The sequence below is a fragment of the Acidovorax sp. GW835-FHT14B10 genome (genome assembly GCF_058793725.1).
Window position 1 is genome coordinate 72,373 of record NZ_JBXAGC010000010.1, and the last position, 23,020, is coordinate 95,392.

Annotated in this window: 20 protein-coding genes and 2 pseudogenes; all 22 read right to left on the reverse strand. The window is 66.9% G+C overall.

Features of this window, described 5'->3' with window-relative positions; genetic code table 11:
* Positions 1–252 precede the first annotated feature (252 nt).
* Positions 253–912, reverse strand: coding sequence for a ribose-5-phosphate isomerase RpiA (gene rpiA, locus AC1Q5S_RS09760; protein WP_492238744.1), 660 nt, complete (start codon positions 910–912; stop codon positions 253–255).
* Positions 909–1,700, reverse strand: a complete 792-nt coding sequence (gene tpiA, locus AC1Q5S_RS09765; RefSeq protein WP_492238745.1) for a triose-phosphate isomerase — start codon at positions 1,698–1,700, stop codon at positions 909–911. The genes rpiA and tpiA overlap by 4 nt, the downstream gene beginning before the upstream one ends.
* Positions 1,693–2,688, reverse strand: coding sequence for a cytochrome d ubiquinol oxidase subunit II (locus tag AC1Q5S_RS09770; protein WP_492238746.1), 996 nt, complete (start codon positions 2,686–2,688; stop codon positions 1,693–1,695). Before AC1Q5S_RS09770 ends, tpiA begins: the two co-directional genes overlap by 8 nt.
* Positions 2,685–4,070 (reverse strand): cytochrome ubiquinol oxidase subunit I, encoded by a 1,386-nt coding sequence (locus AC1Q5S_RS09775; protein WP_492238747.1) that lies wholly within the window; start codon positions 4,068–4,070, stop codon positions 2,685–2,687. Before AC1Q5S_RS09775 ends, AC1Q5S_RS09770 begins: the two co-directional genes overlap by 4 nt.
* A 40-nt stretch (positions 4,071–4,110) precedes the next feature.
* On the reverse strand, positions 4,111–5,529 hold the full coding sequence (pyk, locus tag AC1Q5S_RS09780) for a pyruvate kinase (protein WP_492238748.1): 1,419 nt from the start codon (positions 5,527–5,529) through the stop codon (positions 4,111–4,113).
* Between the two features lie 18 nt (positions 5,530–5,547).
* Positions 5,548–6,585 carry a class II fructose-bisphosphate aldolase gene (gene fba, locus AC1Q5S_RS09785; RefSeq protein ID WP_492238749.1) on the reverse strand — a complete coding sequence of 346 codons (1,038 nt, stop codon included), beginning with the start codon at positions 6,583–6,585 and terminating at the stop codon, positions 5,548–5,550.
* A gap of 74 nt (positions 6,586–6,659) precedes the next feature.
* Entirely contained in the window at positions 6,660–7,460 is an 801-nt protein-coding gene (locus AC1Q5S_RS09790; protein ID WP_492238750.1) for an HAD-IA family hydrolase, read from the reverse strand.
* Positions 7,461–7,497: 37 nt separating this feature from the next.
* Entirely contained in the window at positions 7,498–8,517 is a 1,020-nt protein-coding gene (gene gap, locus AC1Q5S_RS09795) for a type I glyceraldehyde-3-phosphate dehydrogenase (RefSeq protein WP_492238751.1), read from the reverse strand.
* Between the two features lie 135 nt (positions 8,518–8,652).
* A pseudogene (locus tag AC1Q5S_RS09800) lies at positions 8,653–9,845 on the reverse strand (phosphoglycerate kinase).
* A pseudogene (locus AC1Q5S_RS09805) lies at positions 9,842–10,216 on the reverse strand (type I glyceraldehyde-3-phosphate dehydrogenase); the annotation flags it as partial. The pseudogenes AC1Q5S_RS09800 and AC1Q5S_RS09805, both read right to left, overlap by 4 nt.
* Before the next feature lie 242 nt (positions 10,217–10,458).
* On the reverse strand, positions 10,459–11,148 hold the full coding sequence (gene rpe / locus AC1Q5S_RS09810; protein ID WP_492238752.1) for a ribulose-phosphate 3-epimerase: 690 nt from the start codon (positions 11,146–11,148) through the stop codon (positions 10,459–10,461).
* Positions 11,149–11,168: 20 nt separating this feature from the next.
* Positions 11,169–12,236 (reverse strand): class II fructose-bisphosphate aldolase, encoded by a 1,068-nt coding sequence (fba, locus tag AC1Q5S_RS09815; protein ID WP_492238753.1) that lies wholly within the window; start codon positions 12,234–12,236, stop codon positions 11,169–11,171.
* A gap of 30 nt (positions 12,237–12,266) precedes the next feature.
* A complete protein-coding gene (locus AC1Q5S_RS09820) occupies positions 12,267–13,460 on the reverse strand; it encodes a phosphoglycerate kinase (RefSeq protein ID WP_492238754.1) in 1,194 nt (397 codons plus the stop codon).
* 19 nt (positions 13,461–13,479) lie between these two features.
* Positions 13,480–14,481 carry a type I glyceraldehyde-3-phosphate dehydrogenase gene (gap, locus tag AC1Q5S_RS09825; RefSeq protein WP_492238755.1) on the reverse strand — a complete coding sequence of 334 codons (1,002 nt, stop codon included), beginning with the start codon at positions 14,479–14,481 and terminating at the stop codon, positions 13,480–13,482.
* Positions 14,482–14,493: 12 nt separating this feature from the next.
* Positions 14,494–15,189: a phosphoglycolate phosphatase gene (gene gph / locus AC1Q5S_RS09830; protein ID WP_492238756.1), complete on the reverse strand. Its 696-nt coding sequence runs from the start codon at positions 15,187–15,189 to the stop codon at positions 14,494–14,496.
* An 8-nt stretch (positions 15,190–15,197) separates the two neighbouring features.
* Positions 15,198–17,270 carry a transketolase gene (gene tkt, locus AC1Q5S_RS09835; protein WP_492238757.1) on the reverse strand — a complete coding sequence of 691 codons (2,073 nt, stop codon included), beginning with the start codon at positions 17,268–17,270 and terminating at the stop codon, positions 15,198–15,200.
* A 22-nt stretch (positions 17,271–17,292) separates the two neighbouring features.
* Positions 17,293–18,177 carry a phosphoribulokinase gene (locus tag AC1Q5S_RS09840; protein WP_492238758.1) on the reverse strand — a complete coding sequence of 295 codons (885 nt, stop codon included), beginning with the start codon at positions 18,175–18,177 and terminating at the stop codon, positions 17,293–17,295.
* Positions 18,178–18,208: 31 nt separating this feature from the next.
* On the reverse strand, positions 18,209–19,303 hold the full coding sequence (locus AC1Q5S_RS09845; protein ID WP_492238759.1) for a class 1 fructose-bisphosphatase: 1,095 nt from the start codon (positions 19,301–19,303) through the stop codon (positions 18,209–18,211).
* A gap of 27 nt (positions 19,304–19,330) precedes the next feature.
* Positions 19,331–20,059 (reverse strand): HAD-IA family hydrolase, encoded by a 729-nt coding sequence (locus AC1Q5S_RS09850; RefSeq protein ID WP_492238760.1) that lies wholly within the window; start codon positions 20,057–20,059, stop codon positions 19,331–19,333.
* Positions 20,056–21,009: a CbbX protein gene (gene cbbX, locus AC1Q5S_RS09855; RefSeq protein WP_492238761.1), complete on the reverse strand. Its 954-nt coding sequence runs from the start codon at positions 21,007–21,009 to the stop codon at positions 20,056–20,058. Before cbbX ends, AC1Q5S_RS09850 begins: the two co-directional genes overlap by 4 nt.
* Positions 21,010–21,029: 20 nt before the next feature.
* On the reverse strand, positions 21,030–21,470 hold the full coding sequence (locus AC1Q5S_RS09860; RefSeq protein WP_492238762.1) for a ribulose bisphosphate carboxylase small subunit: 441 nt from the start codon (positions 21,468–21,470) through the stop codon (positions 21,030–21,032).
* Between the two features lie 14 nt (positions 21,471–21,484).
* On the reverse strand, positions 21,485–22,939 hold the full coding sequence (locus AC1Q5S_RS09865; protein ID WP_492238812.1) for a form I ribulose bisphosphate carboxylase large subunit: 1,455 nt from the start codon (positions 22,937–22,939) through the stop codon (positions 21,485–21,487).
* Positions 22,940–23,020 lie beyond the last annotated feature (81 nt).

Below are 23,020 nucleotides of genomic sequence, written 5' to 3' on the forward strand. Positions count from 1 at the left end.
CTGATCGTGAACGATTGCCGGTGGCGCGTGAGTGATCTCTGGCACCTCGGTGCGTAGCGACTGCTCGAACGGGTGCCGGCGCGGCGCCAATAGTCTCGCACAAGCGTGTGGTTGAGCCGCCCTGCGCGAGCAGCAGCTTGAGCACGCGCTGCTGCGCAGCGCGGCGTCGGCGCCTGATGCGGCGCTGGCGCCGAATCGAGTCCGCACGAGAGATTCCGTAGAGCACGTCGCCACGAACGGGCGTCGTCCAAGTCAGAACCGCAACGTGCGGATACCCTCGGCGGTGCCGAGTAGGCACAGGTGGGCCCTGTGGCGCGCGAACAGCCCCACGGTGACGACGCCGGGCCATTGGTTGATCTCGGTCTCCAGCATTGCCGGATCGGTGATGGACAGGCCATGGACGTCGAGGATGGGGTGGCCGTTGTCGGTCATCACGCCCTCGCGCAATACGGCACGGCCGCCGATCTCCTCGAAGCGCCGCGTGAGTCGAGCTGCGGCCATGCCGATCACCTCGACCGGCAGCGGAAAACGCCCCAGCACGTCGACGCGCTTGGAGGCGTCGGCGATGCACAGGAAGCGATGCGCCAGGTCCGCGACGATCTTCTCGCGCGTTAGCGCCGCTCCGCCGCCTTTGATCATGTGGCCGCGCGGGTCGATCTCGTCGGCGCCGTCCACGTACAGCGGCAGTGCGTCGACCTCTTTGGTCTCGAGCACCCGGATTCCGTGCTTGCGCAGGCGCGCCGTGCTCGCGTGGCTGCTCGACACCGCGCCCGCGATGCCGTCCCGCATCGTGGCCAGCGCGTCGATGAAGTGATTCACGGTCGAACCGGTGCCCACGCCGATGATGCTGCCGGGGGCCACATACGGCAATACCGCTTGCGCGACGAGCGCCTTGATATCGTCTTGTGTCATTGCTCTGTCCCCTTCGTAAGTTTCTGGGCTGTCGCCGCGATGGCGAGAAATTCGCCGGCGTCCAGTGAGGCCCCGCCCACCAGGCCACCGTCGATGTCGGGCATCGCAAGCAACTCCGCCGCGTTGGCGGCCTTGACGCTGCCGCCGTAGAGGATCCGCAGCGACGCCGCCACGACCGGGTCGGCCTCGGCGATCCGGCCGCGGATGAAGGCGTGAATCTCCTGGGCCTGATCCGGCGTGGCCGTCTTGCCGGTGCCAATGGCCCAGACGGGCTCGTAGGCGACGACGGCATTCTCGAAACCCCGCACCCCGGCCAGATCCAGCACGGCTCGCAACTGCCGCGCCACCACGGCCTCGGTTTCCCCTTGCTCACGCTCCTGCAGCGACTCGCCGACGCACAGCACCGGCGTCATGCCGGCCTGTCGGGCGGCGAGGAACTTGCGCGCCACGACGGTATCGCTCTCGCCGAACAGCGCGCGCCGCTCGGAGTGGCCGATGAGCACACAGGCGCAGCCGAACTCCCGCAGCATCTTGGCCGACACTTCGCCGGTGTAGGCCCCGCCTTCATGCTCCGAGACGTTCTGCGCGCCCCAGACCATGCCGCTGCCACCCAGGTGGCGCTGCGCCTCGGCCAGGTACAGGAAGGGCGGGAACAACACCAGTTGCACGCGGTCCAGGCGCGCCACGGCACCGTCGGCGATCGCCGCCGCCAGCGCCTGCACGCCGGCCAGGCTGCCGTTCATCTTCCAGTTGCCGGCCACCAGCGCCCGGCGGCGTCGGTTATCCATAGTGCAACTCCGTGGCCTTGCCGCCGAACACCCGGTACGAATAGGCGGTGTAGGCGGCGATCGCCGGCACCGAGATGCATACACCGACGAGCGTCACCTTCAACGTGGCCGGGCTGCTGGCCGCCTGCCACATGGTCAGCTTGTCGATGACCACGTAAGGATAGATGCTGTAGGCGAGTCCGACGAAACCGAGCACGAACACGGCCAACACCAGCACGAACGGCAGCCAGCACAGCTCGCCGCGCACCAGGCGCGTGGGCAGCACGCAGCGCAACACCAGCAGCGCGACCGCGGTGGTGGCGGGAATGACCAGCAGCGCGATGATCTGCGGCAACTCGAACCAGCGCTGGCGTACCGTGGCGCTGATCCACGGCGTGGCCATCGAGATCAGCACCATGCCCAGCACCACCGACCACCAGGCCTGACGCGCCCAGCCGATGGCCTTGTCCTGCAACTCGCCCTCGGTCTTCATGACGAGCCAGGTGGCGCCGAGCAGCACGTAGGCGGCCGGCAGCGCGAGCGCGATGGCGGCCGCGAACAGCGGGTAGTTCCAGCCTTCGCCGAAGCCGCTGACGTAACGCCCGAGCATCCAGCCCTGCGCCATCGACGCGAGCAGCGAGCCGCCGAAGAAGAGCCGGTTCCACGCTGCCTTGTGGCTGTCGTGCGCCTTGACGCGGAAGTCGAAGGCCACGCCGCGCAACACCAGTCCGACCAGCATGAGGGTCACCGGCAGGTAGAGCTCGGTCAGGACGAGGCCATGCGCTCTCGGGAAGGCGATCAGCAGGATGCCCACACCCAGCACGATCCAGGTTTCGTTGGCATCCCAGAACGGCCCGATCGAGGCCACCATCGTGTCCTTCTCGGCATCGGTCGCGCGCGGCAGCAGCATGCCCACGCCGAGGTCGTAACCGTCGCTGAGCACGTACACGAGCATCGACAGGCCCAGCAGGGCGACGAAGATCAACGGAAGGGCTTGATCGAAGCTCATCGCTGCTCGCTTCCGGGTAGCGGGAACATGGCGGCAGCGGCCGGCGCCCCGCGCGGGGCGGGGATGGCCGGCGACGCGTCCTCGGGCTTTTCGGCCATGTGCTTCAGAACGACCACGTAGGCGACGAGCAAGGCCAGGTACAGCGTCACGTAGATCGCGAGCGTGAACGCGATCATCGAGCCGGGTACGTTCGAGGCGACGTCGGCCACGCGCAGCAGGCCGTACACGATGAAAGGCTGGCGGCCGATTTCGGTGACGTACCAGCCCGCGACCGTGGCCACCCAGCCCGAGAAGGTCATGCCCACGAGGACCCAGAGCAGCGGGCGGTTCCAGGCCGCCGCCCGCCAGCCGGCGCGACGGCCCATCCACCAGGCCGCCCAGCTCACGAGCAGCATCAGCGTGCCGACCCCGACCATGACGCGAAACGCCCAGAACACCGGCGCCACCGGCGGGTGCCGATCACGGAACTCGTCGAGGCCCTTGATCTTGCCGTCCCACTCGTGCGTGAGGATGAGGCTGGCCCCTTTGGGGATGCCGATCTCGTAGCGGTTGCTGCGCGTTTCCTCGTCGGGCCAGGCAAACAGCAGCAGCGGCGCGCCGCGCTGGGTCTGCCACACGCCTTCCATCGCCGCGACCTTCTGCGGCTGGTGCTCGAGGGTGTTCAATCCATGCAGATCGCCGACGAAGATCTGGACCGGGATCAGCAGTGCCGCGCAGGTGATGCCGACGCGCAGCACGCGGGGAGCCATCTGCGGGGCCGAGCCGCGCAGCACCTGCCAGGCGCTCACGCCTGCCATCACGAACGCGCAGGTCAACCCCGAAGCCAGCAGCACATGCGTGAAGCGGTAGGGGAACGAAGGGTTGAGGAGCACCTCGGCCCAGCTCTTGACGTGGAACACGCCGTCCACCACTTCGTGCCCGGTGGGTGTCTGCATCCAAGAGTTGAGCACCAGGATCCAGAACGCGCTCATGGTGGTGCCGAAGGCGACGAAGAAGGTCGCGAAGGCATGCACCCGCTCGCTGACCCGCCCGTGACCGAAGAGCATGATGCCGAGGAAGCCGGCCTCCAGAAAAAAGGCAGTGAGCACCTCGTAGCCGAGCAGGGGGCCGGCCACGTTGCCCGCGCGCTCCATGAAACCGGGCCAGTTGGTGCCGAACTGGAAGCTCATCGTCACGCCGCTGACCACGCCCAACGCGAAGGTCAACGCGAACACCTTGGTCCAGAAGCGGTAGGCCGCGAGCCATGCGCCGTCCTGGGTACGGCGCCAGCGCCAGCGGAAGAACATCAGCAGCCAGCCCAGCGCGATGGTGATGGACGGGAAGAGGATGTGGAAGGTGATGTTGGCCGCGAACTGAGCACGTGCCAGTAGGATAGGGTCCATCGGATTGATTGAGTCGTGTTCGGTTGAGACGCGGCAGGATTCACACCGTCGCGATGCGCATGAGATTCGTCGTGCCGGGTGTGCCGAACGGCACCCCGGCGATGGCGACGATGGTCTGCCCAGCCTGGGCAAAACCTTCCTGCCGGGCGACGGCGCAGGCTTTCGCGGTCATCTGATCGGCATCGGCCACGTCCTCGATGTGCACTGAATGGATGCCCCAGGCGAGCGCCACACGGCGCGCGACGTCCAGATGCGGCGTCAGGCTCAGAACCGGCGCCTCGGGGCGCTCGCGGGCGACGCGCAGACTGGTGTGGCCCGAGCTCGTGTAGCAGACGATGGCGCTCGCATGCAGCAGCGCGACGGCATGGCGCACGGCACAGCACACCGCGTCGGCGGTGCCCACGCCGGCGGGCGCGCTCGGGCGCGACACGTTCATCAACTGCTGGTACTGCGGGTCGGCTTCCACCTCGGTGATCAGGCGGCTCATCATGTCCACCGCCTCGACCGGATAGCGGCCCGCAGCGGACTCGGCGGAAAGCATCACCGCATCGGCGCCATCGTAGATGGCCGTGGCCACGTCGGAGGCTTCGGCGCGCGTGGGCACCGGGCTCGTCACCATCGACTCGAGCATCTGCGTGGCTACGATCACCGGCCGTCCGAGCCCGCGGCAGGTGCGGACGATGCGCTTCTGTATCCCGGGCACGCGCTCGGCCGGCAACTCCACGCCCAGGTCGCCGCGCGCCACCATCACGGCATCCGCGCACTCGGCGATGGCCTCCAGTTGCTCGACGGCCGAAGGCTTCTCGAGCTTCGCAACGATGGCCGCGCGTTTGCCGATCAGTGTCCGCGCCTCGGCCACGTCTTCGGGCCGCTGCACGAACGACAGGGCAATCCAGTCCGCACCGAGGTCCAGCGCCAGGTCCAGATCGCGCCGGTCCTTCGCGGTCAGTGCGCTGATGGGCAGCAGGACGCCCGGCACATTGACGCCCTTGCGATCGGACAGCTTGCCGCCGGCCACCACGCGCGTATCAGCGAAGTCCGCACCGCAGCGTTCGACGATCAGGCGCAAGCGGCCGTCGTCGAGCAGCAGCCCGGCACCCGGCGCCAGGGCCGCGAAGATCTCCGGATGGGGCAGGCCGACGCGTCGCGCGTCACCAGGCGCCGCGTCGAGATCGAGGCGGAACGGCTGCGATTCGGCCAACATGACCGAGCCCGCGGCGAACGTGCCCACGCGCAGCTTCGGACCCTGCAGGTCGGCCAGGATGCCGATCGGACGGTCGGCTTCGCGCTCGAGTTCGCGCAGGATCGCGAAGCGGGCCCGATGCGCCGCTGCGTCGCCGTGGCTGAAGTTCAGGCGAAAGACGTCGACACCGGCGGCGAACAGCCGCCGGATCGTGTCCGGATCGGAACTGGCCGGGCCGAGCGTGGCGACGATCTTGGCGTTGCGGTTGCGGCGCATGCTGAGGCGGGCACGACTTCAGGCGTATCGGGCCGAAGTGGCTTCGAGCGGCAGCGGCTTGATGCGCGCCCCCTGCCCGGCGCAGCCGAAGGCCTCGAAGCGCGCCCTGACCACGCCGCGCGCGGCTTTCTTCGCCGCCTGCAAGGCCTTGCGCGGGTCGAACTCGCTCGGCTGCTCCGCGAACACCTGGCGCATCGCCGCGGTCATCGCCAGCCGGATGTCGGTGTCGATGTTGATCTTGCGCACGCCGCTCTTGATGCCGCGCTGGATCTCTTCGACCGGCACGCCGTAGGTTTCCTTGATGTCGCCGCCGTACTTTCGGATGATCGCCAGCCACTCCTGCGGCACGCTGGACGAGCCGTGCATCACCAGGTGCGTGTTGGGCACCGCGGCGTGGATCTGCGCGATGCGCTCGATGGCCAGGATGTCGCCGGTGGGCTGGCGGGTGAACTTGTAGGCGCCATGGCTGGTGCCGATGGCAATGGCCAGCGCATCCACACCCGTTCGGGCGACGAAGTCCTTGGCCTCGTCGGGGTCGGTGAGCAGCATGTCGTGCGTCAGCTTGCCCGCGGCTCCCACGCCGTCCTCCTCGCCGGCCTCGCCGGTTTCGAGCGAGCCCAGGCAGCCCAGTTCACCTTCCACCGAAACGCCGATCGCATGCGAGAACTCGCACACCTTGCGCGTGACCTCGACGTTGTAGTCGTAGCTCGCGGGCGTCTTCGCGTCTTCGAGCAAGGAGCCGTCCATCATCACGCTGGTGAAGCCCGAGCGGATCGACTGCTGGCACACCGCCGGCGAGGCGCCATGGTCCTGGTGCAGCACGATCGGGATGCCGGGGTGCATCTCCACGGCCGCCAGCACCAGGTGGCGCAGGTAGGGTTCGCCGGCGTACTTGCGCGCGCCGGCCGAGGCTTGCAGGATCACCGGCGACTGGGTTTCCTGCGCCGCCTCCATGATGGCGTGGACCTGTTCGAGGTTGTTGACGTTGAACGCGGGCACGCCGTAGCCGTATTCGGCGGCATGGTCGAGCACTTGGCGCAGTGAGACGAGGGCCATGGGGGTTCTCCGGGGAAGTCGTTGAAGGTTGAGGAGGTCGGTCGGTCGAGCGGAAATGCGCTGCGGTGAGTGCGCTACGGGTAGTCGCCGATCGTGTCGCGTTGGGCGAACCAGTCGGCGATGTCGGCAAGGCGGACACGTTGCGCCTGCGACTGCCCATGCGCAGGAGCCCGCGCGTCGAGTGCCGGTCGCCAGCCCTCGCGGGTGTGCAGGCCGGGGCCGACGGCAATGGCGCCCTCGATCGGGGCCTCGGCGAAGTAGACGCTGCGCGTCACTACCACCGGGCAATCGGCGGCGCGCGCCGCCGCAACGCCGCCGGGCGAGTCTTCGATGGCGACGGCCTGGAGCGGGCCGACGCCCAGCGCCTGCATGGCCTTGACGAAGACCTCGGGATCGGGCTTCTTGCGCTGCACGTCCTCGCCGCAGACGACGGCACCGAACCAGCCGGCCCAGCCGTTGCCCATGTGCTTGCGCAGCAGGGCTTCGAGGTTGGAGCGGCTCGTCGTCGTGGCGATGGCCATGCGCACGCCGCACTCGCGGCACTCGCGCATCAACTCGAGCACACCCCCACGCAGCGGGATGCCGGCACCGGCGACCAGTTCGGAATACAGGCTGTTCTTCTTCGCGTGCAGGGCGCGCGCCAGCGCGTCGCGCTCGCCGGCCAAGGGCGGGGCGTCGGGCCGGCTGTCCATGTCGTGCATCAGGCGCTCTCGCCCACCGGTCACCTGCAAGAGTTGCCCATAGCGGGCATCGTCCCAGCGCCAGGGCAGGCCGAAGGCCTCGAAGGCGATGTTGAACGCGACCCGATGTCCGTCGCGCTCGGTCTCGGCGAGGGTGCCGTCGACGTCCCACAGCAGGGCTTCCAGCTGGGTCATGGCCGGTGTTCCGTCACAACGCGCAAGATGCGGACGTTCATGCCGGCGCCCTCATCAACGCGACCGCGGTGTCGAGCATGCGGTTGGAAAATCCCCATTCGTTGTCGTACCAAGCCAGCACTTTGACCAGACGACCGTCTGATGAGACGCGCGTCTGCGTCGCATCGAAGATGCTCGAGCGCGCGTCATGGTTGAAATCGACGCTGACCAAGGGTTCGTCGTTGTAGCCGAGGATTCCAGCCAGCTCGCCTTCGGCAGCATCCTTCAGAAGACCATTGATCTCCATCACGGTCGTGGCCCGCTGCGCCGTGAAAGTGAGGTCGACAACGGAGACGTTGATCGTCGGCACGCGGATCGCGAACCCATCGATCTTGCCGTTCAGCTCCGGCAACACGAGGCCGAGCGCGGCGGCAGCACTGGTTGTGGTCGGGATCAAGTTGTGCCCGGCTGCCCGCGCCCGCCGCAGGTCCCTGTGGAACACGTCGGTCAGCCTCTGATCGTTGGTGAACGCGTGGATGGCCGTCAGTAAGCCCGAAGCAACGCCGATCTTTTCGTGCAGCGGCTTGACCAGGGGCGCCAGGCAGTTTGTCGTGCAACCGGCATTGCTGATCACGGTATCGCCGGCCTTGAGCACGTGATGGTTAACGCCATAGACGACCGTGGCGTCCACGTCGTTGCCGCCGGGTGCGGAAATGATGACTTTGCGCGCGCCGGCGCCAAGGTGTGCCGAGGCCTTTTCCTTCGTGGTAAAGAAACCGGTGCACTCCAGCACAACGTCCACCTCCAGCTCGCGCCACGGCATCAACGCCGGATTGAGGTTGGAAAGCGCGCGGATGCGCTCGCCGTTGACGACGATGTCGCCGCCATCCACCGCCACGGAGCCGGAGAATCTCCCATGGACCGTGTCGTAGCGCGTCAGGTGCGCGTTCGTCTCGGGTTTGCCCATGTCGTTGATCGCCACGATCCGGACGTCGCGCTGCCTGACACCCTCGTAGTGGGCGCGCAGCACATTGCGACCAATTCGGCCGTAGCCGTTAATGGCAATTCGAATGGTCATCGCCGTAGCTCTCCGTGACAAGTGATCATTGGTAGTTGCGCAGCGCCGTGGAGTCCCAGAGCAGCGCTTGCAGGCTCGCTGGAGTACCTTCGCGCTGCGCGCTGCGGTATGAGCCCTTCGGGCGGCCGGGCGGGCTCATGCTGCGATTCGTTCGTGCGCACGCCGCGCGAGGATTTCGAAGGCCGGCAGCGTCTTGCCCTCGAGCACCTCGAGGAAGGCGCCGCCGCCGGTCGAGATGTAGCCCATGTCAGCCTCGATGCCGTATTTGGCGATCGCGGCCAGGGTGTCGCCGCCGCGGGCGATCGAGAACCCATCGCTGGCCGCGATGGCGTCCGGGATGCTCTCTGTGCCCTTGGCGAACGCGTCGAAGTCGAACACACCGACCGGGCCGTTCCAGACGATGGTGCCGGCGGCCGCGAGCTTGTCGGCCAGCAGTGCCGCGGTCTTCGGGCCGATGCGAGGATCAGGTCGTCATCCACGTCCTTCACGGTGGCCCTCGCGTCGGCCTTGAACGCCTTGGCGCAGACGACGTCGACCGGGATCGGCACCTCGGCGCCGCGCGCCCTCATCGCGTCGATCACGGCCTGCGCTTCGCCGACGAGGTCGGCTTCGGCCAGGCTCTTGCCGATCTTCATCCCTGCAGCCTTCATGAAGGTGTTGGCGATGCCGCCGCCGACGATCAGGCCGTCGACGTTCCTGACCAGGCTTTGCAGGATCGTGAGCTTGGTGCTGACCTTGCTGCCGGCGACGATGGCGACCAGCGGGCGCTTCGGGGCGGCCAGCGCCTTGCCGATCGCGTCGATCTCCGCCGCGAGCAGGGGGCCGGCACAGACCAGCGGCGCAAACTGCGCGATGCCGTAGGTGGAGACTTCGGCGCGGTGCGCGGTGCCGAAGGCGTCGTGCACGAAGATGTCGCACAACGCCGCCATCTTGCGGGCGAGCGCTTCGCTGTTCTTCTTCTCGCCCTTGTTCAGGCGCACGTTCTCGAGCATCACCAGCTCGCCCGGTGCGACCTTCACGCCGTCGAGCCAGTCGCCCGCCAGGCGCACCTCGCGGCCCAGCAACTCGGCAAGGCGCGCGGCCACGGGCGCGAGCGAATCCTCCGGCTTGAACTTGCCTTCGACCGGGCGGCCGAGGTGCGAGGTCACCATCACCGCCGCGCCGGCATCGAGCGCCATGCGGATGCATGGCACCGAGGCGCGGATGCGCGTGTCTTCGGTGATGTTGCCCGCGTCGTCCTGCGGCACGTTGAGGCCGGCGCGGATGAAGACGCGCCGGCCCTCGACGGCGCCCTGTGCGATGAGGTCGGCAAAGCGCAGCACCTTCACCGCGCCGCTCCCATCACGCGCACCATCTCGAGCACCTTGCTCGAGTAGCCCCATTCGTTGTCGTACCAGGCCACCACCTTGACGAAGGTGGGGTCGAGCATGATGCCGGCCTTGGCGTCGAACACCGAGGTGCAGGCCTCGCCGCGGAAGTCGGTGGAGACCACCTTGTCCTGCGTGTACGCGAGCACGCCTTTCATGGCGCCCTGGCTGGCGGCCCTCATCGCCGCGCAGATTTGCTCGTAGCTCGTCCCCCGGGCGAGTTCGACCGTCAAGTCCACCACCGGCACGTCCGAGGTCGGCACGCGCAGGGCCATGCCGGTGAGCTTGGTCTGGGCGAATGCCGGGAAGGCCAATGCGGCGCCGACTGCGCTGAACTGCTTGATCGCGTCACGACGGTTCATGGGGCGGTCGTCAATGTGGTGTGTCCCTGGGGGTTCCGTGCGCGGTGCACTCCTGCGGACGACGGACGCCACCCTGGCCACACTCTTGAAGTGTGTCACCGCGAAAGTGAATCGGCGCGTGGGCCCGGCTCGCCCGCGAGAGCTTGAAAATGGCGTCGAGTCCATTCATGTTCGAAGACTACACTGACCCCGGATTGGCGCCCACAGCACGCTCAACCGGCGGCCGAATCGGCCGCCGCGCGCAGCGCGGCGATCGTGGTGCCCCAGTCCGGGCTGCCGAACACAGCCGAGCCGGCGACGAAAGTGTCGGCCCCCGCCGCCGCGATAGCGGCGATGTTGTCCGTCTTGACGCCGCCGTCCACCTCGAGCCGGATCGGGCGACCGGTCTTGCGGACGTAGGTGTCGATGCGCGAACGTGCCTCGCGCAGTTTGGGCAGCGTCGAGGCGATGAAGCTCTGGCCGCCGAAGCCCGGGTTCACCGACATCAGCATCACCAGGTCGAGCTTGTCCAGCACATGGTCCAGCCAGTGCAGCGGTGTCGCAGGGTTAAACACCAGCCCAGTTTGGCAGCCATGCTCCCGAATCAGCGCCAAGGTGCGATCGACGTGCCGGCTGGCTTCCGGATGGAAGCTGATCAGGCCGGCACCGGCCTTTGCGAACGGCGTCACCAGCGCGTCGACATGTTCGACCATCAGGTGCACGTCCATCATCGCCTGCCCAGCGAACGGGCGCAGCGCTTCGCACACCATCGGGCCGACGGTGAGGTTGGGCACGTAGTGGTTATCCATCACGTCGAAGTGGACCCAGTCCGCGCCGGCCGACACGACCCGCGCCACGTCATCGCCCAGGCGGGCAAAGTTGGCCGAGAGGATGCTGGGCGCGATGATGGTGGGCTGGCGCATGCGATGGCTCCGTGGTGGCGTCACGCGGCTTGGCGCAGCGATGCGTCCTGCAGCGCGTAGCGCCGCGCCATCGCCGTCAGGGAAAGCACCTTGATCTTCGAGGCCTGGCCCGCGCAGCCGAAGGCCTCGAAGCGCGCCTTGCAGACATCGCGCGCCGCCGCCGTGGCGGCCTTGAGGAATGCGCGCGGGTCGAACTCGCCCGGCTTCTGGAACATCAGCTGCCGCATGGCGCCGGTCATGGCCAGGCGGATGTCGGTGTCGATGTTGACCTTGCGCACGCCGCTCCGGATGCCGCGCTGGATCTCCTCGACGGGAACCCCATAGGTTTCCTTGATGTCGCCGCCGTGCTTGCGGATGATCTCTAGCCATTCCTGGGGCACGCTGGAGCTGCCGTGCATCACCAGATGGGTGTCCGGGATTCGCGCATGGATGGCCGCGATCCTGTCGATGGCCAGGATGTCGCCGGTGGGCTGGCGGGTGAACTTGTAGGCGCCATGGCTGGTGCCGATGGCAATTGCCAGCGCGTCGACGCCGGTGCGGTCCACGAAGTCGGCCGCCTGGTCGGGATCGGTCAGCAGCTGCGAATGGTCCAGCGTCCCCTCGGCGCCGACGCCGTCTTCCTCGCCGGCGGTGCCCGTTTCCAGCGAGCCCAGGCAACCGAGCTCGCCTTCGACGCTGACGCCCACCGCATGCGACATCTCCACGACGCGGCGGGTGACGGCCACGTTGTAGTCGTAGCTCGCCGGCGTCTTCTGATCCTCCATCAGCGAGCCATCCATCATCACGCTGGAGAATCCGCTGCGGATCGCCTGCTGGCACACGGCGGCCGAAGCGCCATGGTCCTGGTGCAGGCAGATCGGCGTCGCCGGGTATTGCTCCAGGGCAGCTTCGACCAGCTTGCGCAGAAAGGGCTCGCCGGCGTACTTGCGCGCGCCGGCGCTGGCCTGGAGGATCACCGGCGCATCGCAGGCATCGGCGGCCTCCATGATGGCGTGGATCTGCTCCATGTTGTTGACATTGAAGGCGGGCACGCCGTAGCTGTTCTCGGCAGCGTGGTCGAGCAGTTGGCGCAGGGAAATCATGGGCATGGTGGGTCTCCGTTCAGGGGGTCTGGGGATTCAGGGTGCGGCGCGCTTTTGCAGGATCTCGAAGGCCGGAAGCTGCTTGCCCTCGAGCACCTCGAGGAAGGCGCCGCCGCCGGTCGAGATGTAGCCGACCCGCTTCTCGATGCCGTACTTGGCGATCGCAGCCAGGGTGTCGCCGCCGCCGGCGATGCTGAAGGCCTGGGATTCGGCAATCGCCTGGGCAATCACCTTGGTGCCGTTCTCGAAGGCCGGGAACTCGAACACGCCGACCGGGCCGTTCCAGACGATGGTGCCGGCGGCCTTGAGCTGCTCGGCCAGGCGGGCCGCGGTGTGCGGGCCGATGTCCAGGATCAGGTCGTCGTCTTCGACTTCGGTCGCCAGCTTCACCGTGGCCGGGGCGTCGGCAGCGAATTGCTTGGCGCAGACCACGTCGGTCGGGATAGGCACCTCGGCGCCGCGCGCGCGCATGGCCTCGATCACGGCCTTGGCCTCGTTCACCAGGTCGGGCTCGGCCAGGCTCTTGCCGATCTTGAGGCCCGCGGCCAGCATGAAGGTGTTGGCGATGCCGCCGCCGACGATCAGCTGGTCGACGTTCCTGGCCAGGCTTTGCAGTATGGTCAGCTTGGTCGAGACCTTGGAGCCGGCCACGATGGCGGCCAGCGGGCGCTTCGGGTTGGCCAGTGCCTTGGAGATGGCGTCGATCTCGGCCGCCAGCAGCGGGCCGGCGCAGGCGATCGGCGCGTACTGCGCAATGCCGTAGGTCGTGCCCTCGGCGCGGTGCGCGGTGCCGAACGCGTCGTGCACGAAGATGTCGCACAGCGCGGCCATCTTCCTCGCGAGCGCCTCGCTGTTCTTCTTCTCGCCCTTGTTGACGCGGCAGTTCTCGAGCAGCACGACCTGGCCCGGCGCGACCTGCACGCCGTCGACCCAGTTCGAGACCAGCGGCACCTCGCGACCGAGCAGCTCGCCCAGGCGCTGGGCCACCGGGGCCAGCGAGTCCTCGGGCTTGAACTCGCCCTCGGTCGGGCGGCCCAGGTGCGAGGTCACCATCACGGCCGCGCCGGCATCGAGCGCCATCCGGATGCAGGGCACGGAAGCGCGGATGCGCGTGTCCTCGGTGATGCGGCCCGCATCGTCCTGCGGGACGTTGAGGTCGGCGCGGATGAACACGCGCTTGCGGTCTGCGAAGCTGCTGGACACCACGTCTGAAAATCGAAGTACTTTCATCGTCTGGCTCCCCCGTCGCTCACTTGGCCGCCACCACGCGCGCCATTTCCAGGCACTTGTTGGAGTAGCCCCACTCGTTGTCGTACCAGGACACGAGCTTGACGAAGCTCTTGTCCAGCGCGATGCCGGCCTCGGCGTCGAACACCGAGGTGCAGGACTCGCCGCGGAAGTCGGTGGCCACGACCTTGTCCTCGGTGTAGCCCAGCACGCCCTTGAGCGCGCCCTGGCTCTGGGCCTTCATCTCGGCGCAGATCTCGGCATAGCTGGCCTCGCTGTTCAGTTCCACGGTCAGGTCGACCACCGACACGTCGGAGGTCGGCACGCGGAAGGCCATGCCGGTCAGCTTCTTGTTGAGCTCGGGGATCACCACGCCCACGGCCTTGGCGGCGCCGGTGGAGCTGGGGATGATGTTCTCGAGGATGCCGCGGCCGCCGCGCCAGTCCTTGTTCGAAGGGCCATCGACGGTCTTCTGCGTGGCCGTGGCGGCATGCACCGTGGTCATCAGGCCGCGCTTGATGCCCCATTTGTCATTCAGCACCTTGGCCACGGGGGCCAGGCAGTTGGTGGTGCAGGAGGCGTTGGAGACGATGGCCTGGCCGGCGTAGCTCTTGTCGTTGACGCCGTAGACGAACATCGGCGTGTCGTCCTTGGACGGGGCCGACATGATGACCTTCCTGGCGCCGGCGGCCAGGTGCTTCTCGGCGGTTTCCTTGGTCAGGAACAGGCCGGTGGACTCGATCACGACATCGGCGCCGACCTCGTTCCACTTGAGCTCGGCCGGGTCCTTGACGGCGGTCAGGCGGATCTTCTTGCCGTTGACCACCAGGGTGCTGCCCTCGACGCTGACCTCGCCCTTGAAGCGGCCGTGCACGCTGTCGTACTTGAGCATGTAGGCCAGGTAGTCGGGCTCGAGCAGGTCGTTGATGCCGACGACCTCGATGTCCTGGAAGTTTTGCACGGCGGCACGGAACACCATGCGCCCGATGCGGCCGAAGCCGTTGATGCCGATCTTGATGGTCATGAAAGTGCTTCCTCAAACAGTTTGTAAATGGTCTTTTGCTTCGATGAGCGCCGAGAAATCGGCAATCACGCGGTCCGGTCCGCAGGCCGCTATCGGCTGGCCCATGTTGTAGCCATAGGGGAGTGCCCACACACGCACACCTGCGTTGCGTGCCGTGGCCACGTCGATCGACGAGTCGCCCACGAACAATGCGCGATCGCGATCGACATGAAACTCATCCAGGCAGGCGTTGATGCCGGCTGGGTCCGGCTTCTTGGTCGGCAGGCTGTCGCCGCTGATCACGCGATCGAACAAGGGCGCGAGGCCATGCGCATCGAGCACCGTCCGGGTGTAGCGCTGTTCCTTGTTGGTGACCACCGCGAGCTTGCTGCCCCGGTCGCGCAGCTGTTGCAGCACTTCACGCACATGGGGGTAGGGGTGGCTGTTCGTCCCGCAACGCCGTTGGTAATGGCGACCGAATTCGGCCGAGACCAGCGGCAAGCTGGACGATGCGCGGACCAGTGGTGCGGCGGTCCTGCCGGCAAATGCCAGCGCCTGGATCAGCAGCTCGTGCGTGCCGTGGCCGATCCAGCTGTCTACGCATTCCTGCGGCACTGCGGGCAGCTCGAACCTGGCCAGCGTGTCGTTCACGGCGTCGGCTATTTCGGGCGCGGTCTCGACCAGCGTGCCGTCGAGGTCGAACATGAATAGCTTGAAAGAGTTGGTCATTGGACACCTCAGGAGACGGAAGCGGCGGCCGCCAGGGACCGTTCGCGATGGACCAGGGCACGGACGGCCTCCGCCACGCGCTCGGCGGTGATGCCGAAATGCCGGTACAGGTCCTTCGCCGGGGCCGACTCGCCAAAGCTCGCGATCCCCACCACCGCGCCGCTGCGGCCGACGTACTTGCGCCAGAAGTCCGGCTGCGCCGCCTCCACGGCCACCGCGGGGAGCGCGGGCGGCAGGACCGCCTCCTGGTAGGACAAGGCTTGCCTGTCGAACGCCTGGGTGCAAGGCATGGACACGACACGCGTGGCAATGCCTTCCTGCGCCAGCACATGGTGGGCTTCCAGCGCCAACGAGGTTTCGGAGCCCGTTGCCAGGATCACCGCCTGGGGACGAGGCAGTTCGGCGAGCACATAGCCGCCTCTGCGTATCCGCTCCACCATGGCGACATCGGTCAGGCGCGGCAGGTTCTGGCGCGACAGCGCGAGCACGGTCGGACCATCCCGGCGCTCCACAGCGCAGGCCCAAGCCACCGCCGTCTCCAGGCCGTCCGCAGGGCGCCAGACGTCCAGCCCCGGGATGATGCGCAGCGAAGGAACATGCTCGACCGATTGATGGGTCGGGCCGTCCTCGCCCAGGCCGATGGAGTCGTGCGTGAACACATGGATCACGCGCTGCTTCATCAGCGCCGCCATGCGGATCGCGTTGCGGCTGTAGTCGCTGAAGGTCAGGAAGGTGCCGCCGTAGGGGAGGTAGCCGCCGTGCAGCGCGATGCCGTTCATGACCGCGGCCATGCCGAACTCGCGCACACCGTACGACAGATGGTTCCCCCACGCATCGCGCCGCGCCTTGGTACAGCCCTTGAAGTTGGTCAGGTTGGAGCCCGTCAGATCGGCCGAGCCACCGAACAGCTCGGGCAGCAGAGGGGCCAGGGCGTCCAGCGCGTTCTGGCTGGCCTTGCGCGTGGCGACAGACTCGGGATTGCCTGCAATGGCCTCGAACAAGGTGCCCAACTGCTTGGCATAGGCGTCTCCCAGATCGCCCCGGACACGGCGCTCGAACTCGGCAGCCTCGTGAGGGAAGTGCGTGCGGTAGGACTCGAAGCGCGCCCGCCACGCGCGTTCGGCGACGGCGCCACGCTCCACGGCATTCCAGGCAGAAGCGATGTCTGCGGGGATCTCGAAGGGAGGGGAGGTCCAGCGCAGCGCTTCGCGGGTTGCCGCGACTTCCGCGGCCCCCAGCGCCGCACCATGAACATCATGCGTGCCGGCCTTGTTGGGCGCACCTTGACCGATCACGGTCTTGCAGCAAATCAGCGTCGGCCTGCCGTCCGGCAGACGGGCCTGGTCTTTTGCGGCGCGCAGCGCGGCATCCACCGCCGCCGGATCGTGGCCGTCGACCGCCGGAATGACGTGCCAGCCATAGGCCTCGAAGCGCTTGGGCGTGTCGTCGGTGAACCAGCCGTCCACATGGCCGTCGATCGAGATGCCGTTGTCGTCGTACAGCGCGACCAGCTTGGACAGGCGCAAGGTGCCGGCGAGCGAGCAGGCCTCGTGGCTGATGCCCTCCATCAGGCAGCCGTCGCCGAGGAACACATACGTGAAGTGGTCCACGATGTCGTACCTCTGGCCCTCATGCTCGCGATTGAATTCGGCCGCCATCAGCTTCTCGGCCAGGGCCATGCCCACAGCGTTCGCGATGCCCTGGCCAAGAGGGCCGGTCGTGGTTTCCACACCCGGCGTGACGCCGACCTCCGGATGCCCCGGGGTCTTGCTGTGCAACTGGCGGAAGGCCTGCAGCTCGCTCATCGGCAGGTCGTAGCCGGTGAGGTGCAGCAGGGCATAGATCAGCATCGATCCGTGTCCGTTGGACAGCACGAAGCGGTCGCGATCCGGCCAATGGGGGTTGGCCGGGTTGTGCTTGAGATGGCGGTTCCACAGCACTTCGGCGATGTCGGCCATGCCCATCGGGGCACCGGGATGGCCGGACTTGGCTTTTTCGACGGCATCGACGGCGAGCATGCGCAGCGCGTTGGCCATCAGACGCGCCAGCTCGGGCGTGGGTCGGGGATGATGCAGGCTCATGTTGTTTGCCTCGTCCTTGGCCTCAGTGGCTTCCCAGCGCGCGCTTGCGGCGCTCCATCATCCGCCAGATGAAGGGCGTGAAGATCAGCTGCATCGCCAGATCCATCTTGCCGCCCGGCACGACGATGGTGTTGGCGCGGCTCATCCAGGAGTTGTTGATCATGTTCAGCAGGTATTGGAAGTCGATGCCCTTGGGATTGGCGAAGCGAATGACCACCATGCTCTCGTCGGCCGACGGGATGTCGCGCGAGATGAAGGGGTTGGAGGTGTCCACCATCGGCACTCGCTGGAAGTTCACATGCGTGTGCGTGAACTGCGGGCAGATGTAATTCACATAGTCGGGCATGCGCCGCAGGATTGTGTCGGTCACCGCTTCGGTGCTGTAGCCGCGCTGCGTCTTGTCGCGCCAGAGCTTCTGGATCCACTCCAGATTGATCACGGGGACGACGCCGATCAGCAGGTCGGGATGCTGGGCGATGTCCACCTCCGGCGTCACTACGGCACCGTGCAAGCCCTCGTAGAACAGCAGGTCCGTGTCCTTGGGCAGGTCCTCCCAGGGCGTGAAGGTCCCGGGCTCCTGCTTGTACGGTGCGGCCTCGTCGGCGTTGTGCAGGTACTTGCGATGGCGGCCAGTGCCGCCGGCCGCATAGTCTCGAAACAGCTCTTCGAGCTCGGGGAACAGGTTGTTCTCGGGGCCGAAGTGGCTGAAGTTCTTGTTGCCCGCACGCTCGGCGTCGGCCTGGCGAAGCTTCATTTCCTTGCGGTCGTGGCGATGGAAGCTGTCGCCCTCGACGATGGCAGCATTGACACCTTCGCGACGGAAAATGTTCTGGAAGGTACGCGTGACCGATGTGGTGCCCGCGCCGGACGAGCCGGTGATGGCGATGATGGGGTGGCGTTCAGACATGGTGCGTTCCGTTCTCTAGGCAATGAATCTCTCAATCGCGAAACAGGCTGCGATCGGCGAACAATGGGATTTCCGCGTGAGCCCTGGCGGGCTCGGCGTGGTATTGCTCGATGCGCTCGACCTCGTTCTTCGAGCCGAACACCAGGCCGATGCGCTGGTGCAGCGCACTTGGCTGCACGCCGAGGATCGACCCGCGTCCGGTGCTGGCTCGGCCCCCGGCCTGCTCCATGATGAATCCGATCGGGCTGGCCTCGTACAGCAGGCGCAGGCGACCCGGCTTGGACGGGTCCTTGCTGTCTCTGGGGTACATGAAGACGCCACCACGCATCAGGATGCGGTGCGCCTCGGCCACCATGGAGGCGATCCAGCGCATGTTGAAGTCCTTGCCGCGCGGACCGGTCTTGCCGGCCAGGCACTCGTCGACGTAGCGCTTGATCGGCGCTTCCCAGAACCGGCTGTTGGAGGCGTTGATCGCGAACTCCTGCGTATCGGTGGGAACCTTCAGGTCGGGGTGGGTCAGCATGAACTCCCCCAGGTTGGGGTCCAGCGTGAAGCCGGCCACGCCATTGCCCACGGACAGCACCAGCATCGTGGTCGGGCCGTAGAGGGCGTAGCCCGCGGCCACCTGGTGTGAACCCGGTTGCAGGAAGTCGGTCTCGCTCACGTCGCGGCCGCTGTCGATCACGTCCTGCGGCGCACGCAGCACGCTGAAGATGCTTCCCACCGAGACGTTCACGTCGATGTTGCTGGAGCCGTCCAGCGGGTCGAACACCAGCAGGTACTTGCCGCGTGCATGCTGAGGAGGGATCTGGTAAGGGTCATCCATCTCCTCGGACGCCATGCCCGCGCAATGTCCGCCCCATTCGTTCATGCGGGTGAAGACCTGGTTGCTGATGACGTCCAAGGGCTTCTGCGTTTCGCCCTGCACGTTGATGTTGCCGCCCATCTTGCCGCCTGGCTGGGCCGGCGGGTTGCCCAGTTCGCCGAGCGCTACGGTGCGCGCGATCGCCTTGCATGCGAGTGCCACGTCCAGGATCAGTGCGTTGAAGTCGCCGCTGGCGCCTGGAAAGCGTCGACGCTGCTCGATCAGGTATTGCGTGAGGGTGGATCGTTGGGACAGGGGCATGGTCGTCTCTCGGGTCGTTGGTTCGGTTCAGTGCGGGGCCGCCGCATGCCAGGCCCGCAGGTCGGCCACGGTGGTGCCTTCGAGGCTGGGGAGGACGCGCAGGGCACCCGTGAAGTCGTGATGCGCGGTGAATGCGTTCGGCGTCACGATCGTCGCAAGGCCGGCGCCGATGGCCGCCTTGAGGCCGTTGGCCGAATCCTCGAAGGCCAGGCACTCGCAGGCGCGCAGCTGCAGGCGCTGCAGGGTCTGCCGGTACACCTGGGGGTCCGGCTTCTTTCTAGGGGCCGTGGAGGCGTCCTCGACCAGCTGGAAGATGTAGGTCCAGTCCGGTCCGATCGCCTTTCGCAGCAGGGCCGCGATGTTGACCGGCGACGTCGTGGTGGCGATGGCCAGGCGCAGCCCCTGGGCCACCGCCGACTCGATCAGGCGGAGCACGCCGGGACGCAATTGCACCGCGCCGTCTTGCACCATGCCTTCGTAAGCCGCCGTCTTGAGGTCATGGATGCGCTGTACCGTGTCGGCCAGCGCGCTGGCGTGGAGCGCCTTGACCTCGTCGCGCACCTGTCCCCAGTAATGCAGGATGCGCTCCTTGCCCCCGGAGACTTCCAGCAGCCGGGTGTAGAGCGGCTCGTCCCAATGCCAATCGAGGCCCACCTCGGCAAAGGCGTGGTTGAATGCCGCGCGATGGGCGCTTTCGGTGTCGGCGAGCGTGCCGTCGACGTCGAAGATCAGGGCGCGCAATTCAACCGGCGTCATGGCGCGTCTCCTTCCTTGTGGGCAAACACTCGGCTGGCCAGGATGTCGCTGGCGGCCAGGGTGCTGAGGTCCTCGGCGCTCAGGGCGCGCTCGCGGTCGGCATACAGCCGGCTGGCCTGGCGCAGCCGGGCGCGGTCGAGTGCATTGCGCACGCTGCGCGCATTGGCGAAATGCGGCTGCGCGATGCGTCGCTGCAGGTAGGCGTCGAAGGCCTCTTGGGCGCCGGGACCGAAGCGGTACTGCGTGCTTGCCAGCATGCGATCGGCAATCTGCAGCAACTCGCCGGTGTCGTAGTCGGGGAAGTCGATATGGTGAGCGATGCGCGAGCTCATGCCGGGGTTGGACTGGAAGAAGGTGTCCATCCGGTCCTTGTAGCCGGCGAGGATCACCACCAGGTCGTCGCGCTGGTTCTCCATCACCTGCAGCAGGATCTCGATCGCTTCCTGGCCGTAGTCGCGCTCGTTCTCGGGACGGTAGAGATAGTAGGCCTCGTCGATGAAGAGCACGCCGCCCATCGCCTTCTTCAGCACTTCCTTGGTCTTGGGCGCGGTGTGGCCGATGTACTGGCCCACCAGGTCATCACGCGTGACGCTGACCACGTGGCCTTTTCGCACATAGCCCAGGCGGTGCAGGATCTCGGCCATGCGCAAGGCCACCGTGGTCTTGCCGGTGCCGGGGTTGCCCGTGAAGCACATGTGCAGCGAGGGCGCCTGTGCGGCCAATCCGTGCTGCGCGCGCAGCTTGTCGATCACCAGCAGCGCGGCGATGTCGCGGATGCGCGTCTTGACCGGCACCAGGCCGATCAGATCGCGGTCCAGCTCGTCCATCACCGACTCGACCTGGCTCTGCGACAGAACCTCGGCCACCGTGCGGGCCGGCTCGGCCGGCGCCGCTGGCGCGGCGGCAGCCGCCGCCGTGGCGCCGGGAATCGAGTACAGCGGTGCAGTCATGGGAAGCGTCCGATGGGAGGTTAGGCGCTGTAGCGCTGGGCTTCGGGGTCGTCGGTCGCGTAGCTGTGCACCGTGTAGCGCATCGAGCGGCCTTGGACCTCCTGCCGCACCAAGCCGAAGCCGGGCTCCTTGGCGGGCCGATTGACGATGAAGCTCATCGTGATGGTCTCGACGCCGCGCGTGGAGTCGAAAGCCATCAATCGGATGTAGTGGTTGGGAAAGGTCTTGCGGCAGGCCTGCACCTCCAGCATCACACCAGCGGCGTCCTGCAGGTCGAACATCGGCATGCCGTACATCTCCCAGTAGGTATTGCGCGGATGCGGGTCGTCGGTGTATTCGACACTCCAGGCGTAGCCCCGCTTGAGGCCGTATTCGATCTGTAGGGCGATTTCGGCGTCCGTCAGGTCGGGCAGGAAGCTGAACTGGCCCTGCGTGAGGCGGGTGGTGGGGTTGGTCATCATGATCTTGGTCTCCTTCAGGCCACCGACGGCGTGGTGGCGAAATCGCTGGTGTCGGTGGATGCGTAGTTGAACGACACGTCCTTCCAGGTGTCGAGCGCCTGCTTCAGCGGCGTGCAGAAGCGGGCGGCGGCCTGCAGGATCTCGGGCCCCTCGTGCTTGATGTCACGGCCCTCGTTGCGCGCCTTGACCATCGCCTCAAGCGCGACGCGGTTGGCCACCGCACCGGCCTGGATGCCGGCCGGGTGGCCGATCGTTCCGCCACCGAACTGCAGGATCACGTCGTCACCGAACAGATCGATCAGCTGGTGCATCTGGCCGGCATGGATGCCGCCGGAAGCCACCGGCATGACCTTGTTCAGGTCGGCCCAGTCCTGGTCGTAGAACAGGCCGCGTGGCAGGTCCTGCTTCGTGTAGCTGTCGCGGCAGACGTTGTAGTAGCCCTGCACGGTCATCGGATCGCCTTCGAGCTTGCCGACCGCGGTGCCGGTGTGCAGGTGGTCCACCCCCGCCAGGCGCAGCCATTTGGCGATGACGCGGAAGCTCACGCCGTGGTTCTTCTGCCGCGTGTAGGTGCCGTGCCCGGCACGGTGCATGTGCACGATCATGTCGTTCTTGCGCGCCCAGTTGGCCATGCTCTGGATCGCCGACCAGCCAATCACGAGGTCGAGCATGATCACGACCGAGCCGAGCTCCTTCGCGAACTCAGCGCGCTCGTAGATGTCTTCCATCGTCGCGCCGGTCACGTTCAGGTAGCTGCCCTTGACCTCGCCCGTCGCCGCACTGGCCTTGTTGACGCCATCCATCACGTAGAGGAAGCGGTCGCGCCAGTGCATGAAGGGCTGGGAATTGATGTTTTCGTCGTCCTTCATGAAGTCCAGCCCGCCCTTGAGGCCCTCGTAGATCACGCGGCCGTAGTTGCGGCCCGAGAGACCCAGCTTGGGCTTGGTGGTGGCGCCCAGCAGCGGACGGCCGAACTTGTCGAGCCGTTCGCGCTCTACCACCAAACCGGTCGGGGGGCCCTTGAAGGTCTTGACGTAGGCGACCGGAATGCGGATGTCTTCGAGCCGCGCAGCCTTCAACGGCTTGAAGGAGAACACGTTGCCGATCAGGCTCGCTGTCATGTTGGCGATCGAGCCCTCTTCGAACAGGATCAGGTCGTAGGCCACCCACGCAAAGTACTGTCCCGGCTGGCCGGGAACGGGTTCGACCTTGTAGGCCTTGGCACGGTAGCTGTCGCAGGCGGTCAGGCGATCGGTCCACACCACGGTCCAGGTGGCGGTGCTCGATTCACCGGCCACTGCGGCGGCGGCCTCGATCGGGTCGACACCGTCCTGCGGCGTGATCCGGAACAGGCACAGGACGTCCGTGTCCTTGGGCTGGTAGTCGGCGTCCCAGTAGCCCATTTGGCGGTACTTGAGGACGCCGGCTGAGTAGCGCTGCTTCTTGTCCAGGATCTGTGCGTCGGCGATGACGGTGTCTTCGATGGGTGCTTTCACATTGGCCTCCAAGCGGGGGTGAGTAAGTCGATGGAGGGACTGTAGGGATCGGCT